This window comes from Microvirga rosea, from assembly GCF_020595095.1.
Lineage (GTDB): Bacteria > Pseudomonadota > Alphaproteobacteria > Rhizobiales > Beijerinckiaceae > Microvirga > Microvirga rosea.
The window spans coordinates 345,659-357,221 of sequence record NZ_JAJDOP010000005.1 but is presented as its reverse complement, the minus strand read 5'-3'; the positions used below and the strand labels follow the sequence as shown (position 1 = coordinate 357,221).

Genomic DNA, 11,563 nt, shown 5'->3' with positions numbered 1-11,563 from the left:
GCACAGAAATTCAGGAGCTGCTCCGGCCTAGTCGGCAGTTCCTTGGGCATGATCCTGCTCGGCGGCATCCTTCCTGTCCTGGTCGCGCACGAGCCAATGGACCGAGCCGAGTGCCAGGATAGCTGCGGCCAGTCCGACGATGGTGAGCGGATCGGTCTTGCTCGCGTCCAGGATAATGAATTTGCGCACCAGTGCCAGCAGGGCTATCAGCAGCACTGTCCGCACCTGCACGATGCTTTCCTTGCGGTGAAGGATGCTGATGATCGAATGGTTGAACTCAAGAGCGATCAGCACCGTGAAGATCATGCCGAAGACCGCCTGGAACACCCCCGTCTCCGCCGGGTCGAGAAGTCCAGACAGCACCAGCATGAGGATGCGTAAGCTCAGGTGAATCACTGCGGCCGCGATCACCAACCCGATAAGGCTGGTCAGCACCAGCGAGACGACCTGCTCGAAACGCTCGTAGGTGCTCAGGCCGGGCCAGGCCTTGCGGGTCTCGCGCAGGGCGCTGTCCATGGCCCTCGCGGGCCGGCCGGTTCCCGTCGTGGAGTGGGGATCGTCTCGCTCCGCTCGGGGGTGGTCTCCCTCGTCCGATAGCTGCCTCATGTGTGATCTGCCGGACTTGGGTGCTTGCGCCGGCGCGCGTGCTGCCCGGTGCGCCTCCTTGCCCTCACTCGGCGGCCGTCCTGCTATCGCCGGCTCCGCGCTGGGCTTCCCGGTCTAGCTCGACCGCATTGCGGTAGTCATCGGTCGCGCCCGCGGCCCTTGTCGCACTCTCTGTCTTGGGCCGAGGCTCCAGTAGTACCCTCTGCTGTTCTCCATCCCAGCGCGCGAGCACCCGGTCACCTTCCTGAACCTCGTTTGCCAGCATTGCGCGGGCAAGCTGGGTCTCTAGCTCGGAGCGAATGAGGCGCCGCAGCTCGCGGGCTCCAAACTCCGGCCGGAAGCCGGCGGACGCCAAGTGGTCGACAAGGCTGCCGTCGATATCAAGCTCGACGCCTTGGCCATGGGCAGTGCGTTTCACCCGCTCCAGCTGGAGTTCGACGATGGAGCGGATCTCGCCCCGCGCCAGGGCATGGAAAACGATGATCTCGTCGATGCGGTTGATGAACTCTGGCCTGAAATGGCCGCGCAGCACATCCATCAACTCGCGCTTCAGACGGGCCTGATCGTCTTCGGCCGTGCCGCGCAGGTTGAGGTGGCGCTGGATGATGTCGGAACCCAAGTTCGAGGTGGCGATCAGGATCGTGTTGGTGAAGTCCACAACGCGACCTTTGCCGTCAGTAAGCCGCCCATCGTCGAACACCTGCAGAAGCACGTTGTAGACGTCCGGGTGAGCCTTTTCGATCTCATCCAGCAACACGACTGAGTAGGGACGCCGGCGCACACGCTCGGTCAGCTGCCCGCCCTCCTCGTAGCCGACGTAGCCGGGAGGCGCACCGATGAGGCGGGCGACCGCGTGGCGCTCCATGTACTCCGACATGTCGAGGCGGATCATCGCGTCTTCCTCACCAAAGACGGTTTCAGCAAGAGCCTTCGCCAGCTCCGTTTTGCCGACACCGGTGGGGCCGAGGAACAGGAAGGTCGCGATGGGTCGGCGCCCCTCCCGCAGGCCAGCGCGCGCCAGACGCACAGCGTCGCTCACCGCCCGGACCGCCTCCTCCTGACCGATCACGCGCTGGTGCAGGCGCTCTTCCATCTTCACGAGGCGGAGGCGCTCCTCGGTCGTGAGTTCGTTGACGGGCACGCCCGTGAGCTTGGACACCACCTGTGCGATATGCTCGGTGCGCACCTCCGTCGAGGCCGAGCCGCGTTCCCGCCGCCAACGTTCGGTCGCGTCCTGGAGATCCTTGTTGCGGGCATCGTGCCGGGCCCGGATGTCCGAGGCGCGGTCGAAGTTCTTGCGGGAGGAGGCGTAATCCTGCTCGCGCTTGAGCTGGCGCACTTCGGCCTCCATTTCCTGCACGTCCACGGGCCGGGCGGTGGCCGAGATCTTCACCCGGGCGGCGGCCTGGTCGATCAGATCAATGGCCTTGTCGGGCAAGAAGCGGCCTGTGATGTAGCGGTCGGACAGCTCCGCCGCCGCGATGATAGCCTCGTCCGTGATCGTGACCTTGTGGTGCGCTTCGAGCGTGTCCCGCAACCCTCGCAGGATCATGATGGTCTGGGCGACCGTCGGCTCGGGCACAAGCACCGGCTGGAAGCGGCGCTCCAGGGCGGCATCCTTCTCGATGTGCTTCTGATACTCGTTCAGCGTCGTCGCGCCGATCAGGTTGAGCTCGCCGCGAGCGAGTGCAGGCTTGAACACGTTGGCGATGTCGAGCCCGCCTTCGCCGCCCCCCTGGCCGGCGCCCACGATGGTGTGGATCTCGTCGATGAACAGGACCAACTCGTCCTCGCGCTCGGTGACCTCCTTGAGGATCTGCTGGACGCGCTCCTCGAACTCGCCCCGGTACTTGGCGCCGGCCACCATGGAGTTGATCGAGAGTTCGACAAGCCGCTTATCCCGAAGGCTCTCGGGCACTTCGCCCGCAACGATGCGCTGAGCAAGACCTTCGACGATGGCGGTTTTGCCGACACCCGGCTCGCCGATGAGGACCGGGTTGTTCTTCTTGCGCCGGGCCAGCACCTCGATGGTGGTCTCGATCTCCTTGGCGCGGCCGATCACCGGATCGAGCTTACCGTCGCGAGCGAGCTTGGTGAGATCGCGCGAGTACTTGTCGAGGTTGGGGGTATTGGTGGGCGCGTCGACGCGCCCTTCCTCGGCACCGCGGCCGACCACCTTGGTGACCTGCTGACGGATGGCCTGCGGCGTGAGACCGTAGCGGTTCAGGATATCAGGTGCGATGCCTTCCCCCTCCTCGGCCAAGCCGATGAGTAAGTGCTCGGGTCCGACATAGGAGTGGCCGAACTCGCCCGAGACCGAGAAGGCGCGCGAGAGGGCGCTCTTGACCCGGGGCGAGACGCCGAGCTCGCCGCCTTCCTCCGGATTGAAATCGCCCCGGGGGCTTTCCTGGATGACCTGGTTGCGCAGGTCATCGAGCGAGACCTTGAACTGGTCGAGGATGGTGCGGACGACGTCGCTTTCGGTCAGAGCGAGCAGGAGATGTTCGGTGTCGACCTCGCGGCGGCCGAACTCGCCGGCCCGCCGGGCAGCCGATTGGAGGATCTCCTCAGCATGCTCGCTCAGACGGTCCGCCACGCCTGCCGCCGCGCCACGGCCGCGGGTGCGACCACGTCCGGGTCGCACCGGATTGGGTGTGCCGCCGTCGCCCGTCTCCGGAGCTTCATCGGCGCGGTCGCTCGGGCTTGCGAGCGGGCTGCCGCCGAAGAAATCATCATTGAAGAAGTCGTCGAAGAGACTGCCGCGCCGGCCGAAGAGAGATTCCAACGGCGAGCTCGAGTGTTGCTGCCGCGCCAAACGCCGGTAATCGACGTCGCACAGCTCCATGGTCTGGCGCTGGCCGTTGCTGACCACCTGCGCTCGAACGGTCGCAGGCCGGACACCACAGATGTCACACAATCCGTTTGCCATGGCATGCCTCCATGCTGGCTATCCCGTGCCGCGGACGGGCGTTCTGTCGTTTCGGCAGACGCTCGCCGCAGCACACCGCTTCGGCGCGATTCGTGGAGGTTAACAGTTGCGAGGGCCTATACGCATACCGGTCGATTCCTGAGGGACGGTACGTGCCGACAAACCAATCGGCGTGAGCCAACCTCCATCAGTCACGCTTACATCGCAGGGCAGCCGATGCCGGTGGTCAGTCGTCTTCCAGGTGGTAACCGCGGCATCTCTTATCGATCGGCCCCGCGATATCGACGCCTGCTGCCGCATCGGTTGGCCTTCAAAGCGAACGCCTCCATCGGTAGCATGCCCGTGACATCGATATCGATACATTCGTTTCGCAATTACGAACCAAACGGTCTGCCGATGCATTGATGAAGCTGCATGCTCCAATCGGTCTTGTTCCCGGAGCGTCCGCGACTCTGACGCGGATGAACAGACACCGGGCGCTGGACCACAAGCTAAGGTATAAGTGGCCATGCGAGATCCGGCAGACTGGATGCTCTCGGAAGCGATTGAGGCCCTTGCCCGCGCCGAGCGCCTGCACCGGCAGATGTTCCAGCCGCCCTCGGCAACCCGCCGACCCGCCTGGGAACCCCCCGTCGACGTGCTTGAGACCGAGCAGGAGGTTCTCATCCTCATTGCTCTGCCCGGCGTGGCACCGGACCAGGTCGAGACTGTGATCGAGGACGGAACCCTCGTGGTCGCCGGCCGCCGCGTTCTGCCGCCGCAACTGCGCACCGCCGTGATCCACCGGCTGGAGCTGCCGCAGGGCCGGTTCGAGCGGCGCATTCCCCTGCCGCCGGGCCACTATGACGCCGTCCGGCGTGCCGCCGGAGACGGGTGCCTGGTTGTCAGCCTCCGCAAAGCGCCCTGAGGAGCATCCGTCATGATCGCTTCACATGATCTCCTACGCGCAGCCGAGGACGGCACAAGCCCTGGTTCGTACAACCCCGCGAATGCTGTTCCGCAGGATGGTTTTCTCATCGTACCCGTGCGCAACACGGTCCTGTTCCCTGGAACCGTGTTCCCCATAGCGCTCGGCCGTGAGCGCTCCATCGCTGCGGCCCAGCAGGCGGTGAGGGAGGAGCGTCAGATCGGCCTCCTGATGCAGCGGGACGCGGAGCTGGCCGACCCGGCCGCGGTCGATCTGCACAGAACGGGCACCGTCGCCAACATCCTGCGCTATGTGAATGCGCCTGACGGCACGCACCATGTCGTTCTCCAGGGCGAGCGGCGCTTCCGGGTCACCGAGTTCATGAAGGAGCGGCCGTTCATTGTGGCGCGGGTTCTCCCGGTCGAGGAGCCGGGAATCCTGACACCGGATATCGAGGCCCGCTTTCTTCACCTCCGGCAGCAGGCACTTGAGGCGCTGCAGCTCCTGCCGCAGGTGCCACAGGAGCTTGTTGGAACGGTGCAGGCCGCCACCACGCCCGGGACTTTGGCTGACCTCGTTGCGGCTTATCTCGATGTCAGTGCCGACCAGAAGCAGGAGCTTCTGGAAACCATCGATCTGACCACGCGGCTCGACAAGGTCGCCCGCCTGCTGGCCGAACGGATCGAGGTCCTGCGCCTGACGCAGGAGATCGGCCGTCAGACCCGGGCCACCCTCGACGAGCGCCAGCGCGAGGTGATCCTGCGCGAGCAGATGGCGGCGATCCAGCGCCAGCTGGGCGAGGGCGACGGGCGCGGCCAGGAGGTCCAGGAACTCACCGAGAAGATCGCGAAAGCCGCCATGCCGCCGGAGGTTGAGGAGCAGGCCCGCCGCGAGCTGCACCGCTACGAGCGCATGCCGGAAGGCGCCATGGAGGCCGGGATGATCCGGACCTACCTCGATTGGCTCGTCGAACTGCCCTGGGCGCTGCCCGAGGAGAAACCCATCGATATCATGGAGGCGCGCCGCATTCTCGACGAGGACCATTTCGGGCTTGAGAAGATCAAGCAGCGCATCATCGAGTACCTCGCCGTGCGCAAGCTCGCCCCGAACGGCAAGGCGCCGATCCTGTGCTTTGCCGGCCCGCCCGGCGTCGGCAAGACGTCCCTTGGACAGTCGATCGCCCGCGCCATGGGGCGGCCCTTCGTGCGGGTCAGCCTCGGCGGCGTCCACGACGAGGCGGAGATCCGCGGCCATCGGCGCACTTATGTGGGCGCTTTGCCGGGCAACATCATCCAGGCGATCAGGAAGGCTGGCGCGCGCGATTGCGTGATGATGCTGGACGAGATCGACAAGATGGGACGCGGCGTCCAGGGCGATCCCTCCGCGGCCATGCTGGAGGTACTGGACCCTGAGCAGAATGCCGCCTTCCGCGACAACTATCTGGGCGTTCCGTTCGACCTCTCGCGCGTGGTGTTCATCGCCACCGCCAACATGCTCGACACCGTTCCGGGTCCCCTGCGCGACCGCATGGAGATCATCACCCTGGCTGGCTATACAGAGGACGAGAAGCTTCAGATCGCCCGGCGCTACCTGGTTCGGCGGCAGCTGGAGGCGAACGGGCTTACGGCCGACCAGGTCGAGATCAGCGACGAGGCCTTGCGCCGGATCATCGGGGATTACACCCGCGAAGCCGGCGTCCGGAACCTGGAGCGCGAGATCGGCCGGGCACTGCGCCACGCCGCCGTGCGGATCGCCGAGGGCAGCGCCGAGCACGTGCGCATCGACGCCGGGGATCTCGCCGCAATCCTCGGTCCGGCGCGCTTTGAGGACGAGGTGGCGATGCGCACCAGCGTGCCCGGAGTCGCCACGGGATTGGCGTGGACGCCGGTGGGTGGCGATATCCTGTTCATCGAGGCCAGCCGCGCGCCAGGCAAAGGCGGCCTTATCCTCACGGGGCAGCTCGGCGACGTCATGCGTGAGAGCGCACAGGCGGCGATGACCCTGGTGAAGAGCCGCGCCGCCTCATTCGGCATCGATCCGACCCTGTTCGAGAAGAGCGACATCCACATCCACGTTCCCGCGGGAGCCACTCCGAAGGATGGCCCAAGTGCGGGCGTGGCCATGTTCACGGCGCTGGTCTCGCTTCTGACGGGCCGGACGGTGCGCAGCGACACGGCCATGACGGGGGAGATCAGCCTGCGCGGGCTTGTGCTGCCGGTGGGCGGAATCAAGGAAAAGGTCACGGCGGCCGCGCGAGCGGGGCTGACCCGGGTCATGCTCCCGGCCCGCAACCGGCGCGACTTCGAGGACGTTCCCGAGGATACGCGGGCCCGGCTCGACTTCATTTGGCTGGAGCGGGTCGATGACGCCATCGCGTCTGCCCTGGAGGACAAGCCGACGAATGTGCCGGATGCTGCCGAGTAGCCGTGGCTTGCCGGACATCGGGCACCCTCCTGTGTTGGCCCGCTCCAGGCGAGAGGCCACGCATGGCGAAAGCACGAAAGCTCTATTGCTGCCCCAATGGTGACCGGTGGTATCTGATCCGGGATGCGTCTGGGGAGGTCTTCGTGCAGCACGAAGCCAACTTGGCGTCGGGAGGCCATGTGGCCCAGATCGAGATTGGGACATTCCTGGGCTCCGGGCGCGGTCTGGAACAGCAGGAGTTGCTTCGTCTGATCGGACCATTGGTGAACGACCCTTGGCATCGGGGCCACGCTGGTGACAGGAAGCTCTTCGGGAACAAAATCTGGCTGGCGCTGGTTGGCGGCCAATTGCCTGACCAATCGGTGGATGGGGGGAGGGGACCAATGATCCGAGCTTCGGATCAACGTGCATCAGCGCTCTCACAGCCAGGATCGGCTTGATGACGACAATCTCCGAACAGCTGGCGGGCAAAGTAGCCATTGTCACGGGAGGTGGACGCGGCCTCGGCCGCTCCATGGTTCTCGGCCTCGTTCGTGCCGGCGCCAGCGTTGTTGCGACCGCCGCGCGCGAGCAAGCGGAGGTCGAGCAGGTGGCACACGAGGCCCAGGCAATGGGCTGTGCGGACCGGGTCCTTCCGCTCACAGCTGACGTGACCCGAGAGGAGGACTGTGTCCGAACCGTCGAGGCTGCTCTCGCGCGGTTTGAGCGTCTGGATGTTCTCGTGAACAACGCCGGGCGGGGCATGAAGTATGTCAGTGAGGCATTCCTTACTGAGCCTACCCGGTTCTGGGAGGTTGCGCCTGAAACCTGGCGGATGGTGATCGATACGAATGTGAACGGGCCATTCCTGATGACCCGGGCTGCCGTGCCGAGCATGCTCCAGGCGGGCTGGGGCCGGATTATCAACATTTCGATGAACCACGAGACCATGCGCCGCCGCGGCTTCTCGCCCTATGGCCCGTCGAAAGCCGCACTCGAATCCGAGACCGTCATCTGGGCACAGGATCTCGCTGGAACGGGCGTGACCGTCAATGCGCTGCTACCGGGCGGCGCCACGCTGACCGGCATGATCCCGCCAGACGTCTCCGACGCTGTGCGTGGGCACCTGCTCGATCCCGACATCGTCATTCCGCCGCTGCTGTGGCTCGCCTCGACCGAGGCTGATGGGGTGATCGGCCGACGACTAGTCGCCAACCGATGGCGTTCTGATCTCGATGGTGCCGCGGCCGCAGAGGCCGCCATGGAAGAGGCTGGATGGGATCCGCCATAGGCTGTTCTCATCAAGCAGAGTGGCACTGCGGTGCTGACCCGAAAGACGATACATCTTTTGCAAGATCATCGAGTTGGCGCCCAGGCCAGAGGACAGTTGTTCCATCATGGTCAGAACCCAAGCAGCCTAAGCAAGGGTACTCGATGTCAGATGCGTTCCGGTCGTCGAAAAAATTGGAGAGTCGCCATGGATGTGCAAACTCTTTTCCAACCGTTCAGCCTCAAATCTCTCAAGCTGAAGAACCGCATCGTCATGGCACCCATGACGCGGTCGTTCTCGCCGAACGGGATCCCGACACCGGACGTTGCGGCCTATTACAGCCGACGGGCCGGGGAGGTTGGACTGATCGTGTCCGAGGGCACGGTGATTGACAGACCAGCCTCGTCGAACGATCCCAACGTGCCGCATTTCTATGGTGAACAGGCGCTGGAGGGCTGGAAGCGGGTCATTGACGAGGTACATGCGGCCGGAGGCGCCATGGCGCCGCAGATCTGGCACATGGGTGTCATGCATCCGCACGCCTCGGGTTGGCAGTCTCCGGCGCCGTTCGAGGGCCCGTCCGGGTACGTGATGCCTGGTGAGCGAACTGGCGTGGAAATGTCTGACAGCGATATCGCCGAGACAATCGCCGCCTTCGGCCGCGCCGCAGGCGATGCCAAGCGGCTGGGCTTCGATGCTGTCGAGATCCACGGGGCTCACGGGTACTTGATCGATCAGTTCCTTTGGGCCGGCCTGAACAAGCGCACCGATGCATGGGGCGGGGCAACCCTGCTCGAGCGCAACCGCTTTGCCGTTGCGGTGGTGAAGGCGGTCCGTGAGGCTGTCGGCGAGGATTTCGTCGTGATCCTGCGGCTGTCGCAATGGAAGCAGCAGGACTTTGCCGTCAAGCTTGCCAAGACGCCGGAGGAGATGGAGGCCTGGCTCACCCCACTGGCAGAGGCCGGGGTGGACACCTTCCACTGCTCGCAGCGGCGCTTCTGGCAGCCGGAGTTCGAGGGTTCGGACCTGAACTTTGCTGGCTGGGCCAAGAAGCTGACCGGCAAGGCAACCATCACGGTTGGATCAGTGGGCCTGTCGGGCGAGTTCATCGCTGCCTTCCAGGGCGAGAGTTCGCATCCCAGCTCACTGGATGAGCTGTTGCGCCGGTTCGGGCGAGGCGACTTCGATCTGGTGGCGGTCGGCCGGGCGATCCTGTCCGATCCGCAATGGCCAACGAAGATCCGCGAGAACCGCAGTGAGCAGCTGCGCGACTTCACGCGAGAGGCTCTTGCGACCCTCCACTGAGCATTGACCATTTCGCACCCGCACGTCTGCGGGCATCGGGCAGCCGCTCTGTTCGTCCAAATGGCTCAAAGGGCAGAGCGAACTGGGAGACCGGCGATCAGGTGCTCGAAATCGACCAGCGGGATTTCGAGCTTCGCATGGGGCAGCAGCGGTCGACGGATCGGGGCGAAGACCCGGCTCACCCGGGCATCACGCTGCGCCTGCCGCAGGACGGCCCCGCCGACCGTGCTTGTCGCTCCGACGAGCATCAGGGTCGTCGTTCAGGTTGCCATCCTGCACCGCAAAGGGATGCCAGTCCGGCCCTCGCTCGAAGCGGCCTCCAATCTCCTTGTGCTGGTCCTCCAGCAGGAAGGGCACCACGGCAGTCAGCCCGACCGCCTCCTCTTCGGTGTTCGTGAAGGCGCTCACCCGGCGACCATCGACGATAGGTCGTCGATCCTGCCGCTTGACCTTTACCAGCCCGGCTGGACCATGGCAGACCGCAGCGACAACCTTGCCCTGATCAAACATCGAACCGATGACCCGAGCCAGCGTCTCGTCATTGGCCGCGTCCCACATCGGCCCATGCCCCCGGGCCTGCGCCAGCCTCAGCCGGCAGGCTGCGAGGGTCCCATGGGGTCGCGTCGCCCTTGATGGACACGAGCGTGACCTGCGCACCTCCGTCGAGCAGAGCGTAGTAGGGCGCGGCGAGTTCCTCCAGCCAGACGCCGGTGCGGTGGCCAGTGGATCCCATCTGATCATGCGAGGTGGCGACAACGAGCACGTTGGGAGCGGGCATGGCGGTTCTTCCGGTGGAGGCGTTACGCCGTCAACTCGAAGCTGCGGGGGATATTCTGACCGGACGGAGGAAAGTCCACTGCTTAGTCCGCCCCGCCCCGATGGGTCTTGCGAATTGGGTTTCAATCCCCACATCAGGGATACCCAGCGGACATCGTATGTGGACATCGAGGCGGCGGGCGTCACCGCCAGTGTCGATGAGGCCGTGTCAGGACGGATGTACTCCGGCCCGGTTTGTTCCTGTGCTCGCCTGACGATGCGAGCGCCCGTCTGATACCCCATCAGCCCAGGCCCGTAGTGCGCGAGGCGGAGATGCGAAGGCATCCTGTCCGTTCGCCCCGGAGCCTGGGCTTTTTCATTTGGGCATGTTGTGGGCCGACAAAGTGACCGCAGATCCGAATGAATGCCCATGGCCGCTCCTGGCATATCCGAGACCAAAGCTGTGGTGCCGTTCACGTTTCAAAAGCGCACCTTGCGAAGGGTGGTTTCCTGGACGTGGCCCAGAGCGTCGGTTTCATCGTCCAGAACGATGTGCAGCAAAGGATCTCGCTCTAAGTTGGGTCTGTGACTTCTGCCAGACGCAGCGAGTTTGCCTTCGCGCGAACCCGCACAGGCCGGAGAACCGCAGCTCAAAGGAGGCAGACATGAAGATCGGCATCATCGGCGCAGGCAATATCGGCGGCAACCTGACCCGTCGCCTCACCACGCTCGGGCACGAGATCTCTGTGGCTAACTCCCGCGGACCCGAGACGCTTGCTTCCTTGGCGCAGGAGACCGGCGCCAAGGCCGTTCCGGTTGCGGAGGCAGTCCGCGACAAAAATCTCATCGTCATCACGATTCCGGAAAAGAACATCCCCGATCTGCCAGCGGGATTATTCGACAGCGTCGGCCCTGACGTCGTCGTCATCGACACCGGCAACTACTATCCGCAGCAGCGTGATGGTCGCATCGAGGAAATCGAGAATGGCATGCCCGAAAGCCGCTGGGTCGAGCGGCAACTGGGCCGGCCGGTGATCAAGGCGTTCAACAACATCTATGCCCGGCACCTGCTCGAGCGGGGTCAGCCGCGAGGCGCCCCCGGCCGTATTGCGCTGCCGGTTGCAGGGGACGATCCGAAGGCCAAGGCCGTCGTGCTTCAACTCGTCGACGAACTCGGGTTTGACGGCATCGATGCCGGAGGACTGGACGAGTCCTGGCGGCAGCAGCCGGGAACGCCAGTATACGGAACCGACCATGATGCCGAGGGCGTCCCTCGCGCCCTGTCCGAAGCCCACCGGGAGCGCACGCCGGACTGGCGCGCCAAGTAAGACTGCAGACTCCTAAGACAGCAAACTCCGCTGTCTGCTTTCACGAGAGGGTGCCGCTA

10 protein-coding genes are annotated in these 11,563 nt (G+C 64.9%); 6 read left to right on the top strand and 4 right to left on the bottom strand.

The window, feature by feature from the left end; translation table 11 throughout:
- Positions 1 to 27: 27 nt before the first annotated feature.
- Complete coding sequence (locus LJD17_RS15620) at positions 28 to 516, bottom strand: phosphate-starvation-inducible PsiE family protein (protein WP_227385106.1); 489 nt, start codon at positions 514 to 516, stop codon at positions 28 to 30.
- A 154-nt stretch (positions 517 to 670) separates the two neighbouring features.
- Positions 671 to 3,535, bottom strand: coding sequence for an ATP-dependent Clp protease ATP-binding subunit (locus tag LJD17_RS15615; RefSeq protein WP_264478418.1), 2,865 nt, complete (start codon positions 3,533 to 3,535; stop codon positions 671 to 673).
- A gap of 502 nt (positions 3,536 to 4,037) precedes the next feature.
- On the opposite strand from LJD17_RS15615, the gene LJD17_RS15610 reads away from it, so the two are divergent.
- The 5 genes from LJD17_RS15610 to LJD17_RS15590 all read left to right on the top strand — a co-directional run bounded on the left by LJD17_RS15610 (position 4,038) and on the right by LJD17_RS15590 (position 9,420).
- Positions 4,038 to 4,442, top strand: coding sequence for an Hsp20/alpha crystallin family protein (locus LJD17_RS15610; RefSeq protein ID WP_227385105.1), 405 nt, complete (start codon positions 4,038 to 4,040; stop codon positions 4,440 to 4,442).
- 12 nt (positions 4,443 to 4,454) lie between these two features.
- On the top strand, positions 4,455 to 6,866 hold the full coding sequence (gene lon, locus LJD17_RS15605; RefSeq protein ID WP_227385104.1) for an endopeptidase La: 2,412 nt from the start codon (positions 4,455 to 4,457) through the stop codon (positions 6,864 to 6,866).
- A 62-nt stretch (positions 6,867 to 6,928) separates the two neighbouring features.
- On the top strand, positions 6,929 to 7,306 hold the full coding sequence (locus LJD17_RS15600; protein WP_227385103.1) for a hypothetical protein: 378 nt from the start codon (positions 6,929 to 6,931) through the stop codon (positions 7,304 to 7,306).
- Complete coding sequence (locus LJD17_RS15595; protein ID WP_227385102.1) at positions 7,306 to 8,136, top strand: SDR family NAD(P)-dependent oxidoreductase; 831 nt, start codon at positions 7,306 to 7,308, stop codon at positions 8,134 to 8,136. Before LJD17_RS15600 ends, LJD17_RS15595 begins: the two co-directional genes overlap by 1 nt.
- A 186-nt stretch (positions 8,137 to 8,322) precedes the next feature.
- On the top strand, positions 8,323 to 9,420 hold the full coding sequence (locus LJD17_RS15590) for an NADH:flavin oxidoreductase (protein ID WP_227385101.1): 1,098 nt from the start codon (positions 8,323 to 8,325) through the stop codon (positions 9,418 to 9,420).
- Between the two features lie 189 nt (positions 9,421 to 9,609).
- Here LJD17_RS15590 and LJD17_RS15585 read toward each other — a convergent pair whose 3' ends face one another.
- Together LJD17_RS15585 and LJD17_RS15580 are read right to left on the bottom strand one after the other, a co-directional pair.
- On the bottom strand, positions 9,610 to 9,978 hold the full coding sequence (locus LJD17_RS15585) for a type 1 glutamine amidotransferase family protein (protein WP_227385100.1): 369 nt from the start codon (positions 9,976 to 9,978) through the stop codon (positions 9,610 to 9,612).
- Positions 9,959 to 10,198 carry a type 1 glutamine amidotransferase family protein gene (locus tag LJD17_RS15580; RefSeq protein ID WP_227385099.1) on the bottom strand — a complete coding sequence of 80 codons (240 nt, stop codon included), beginning with the start codon at positions 10,196 to 10,198 and terminating at the stop codon, positions 9,959 to 9,961. The genes LJD17_RS15585 and LJD17_RS15580 overlap by 20 nt, the downstream gene beginning before the upstream one ends.
- A gap of 364 nt (positions 10,199 to 10,562) precedes the next feature.
- On the opposite strand from LJD17_RS15580, the gene LJD17_RS15575 reads away from it, so the two are divergent.
- Complete coding sequence (locus LJD17_RS15575) at positions 10,563 to 11,504, top strand: NADPH-dependent F420 reductase (protein WP_227385098.1); 942 nt, start codon at positions 10,563 to 10,565, stop codon at positions 11,502 to 11,504.
- The last annotated feature ends 59 nt before the right edge of the window (positions 11,505 to 11,563 follow it).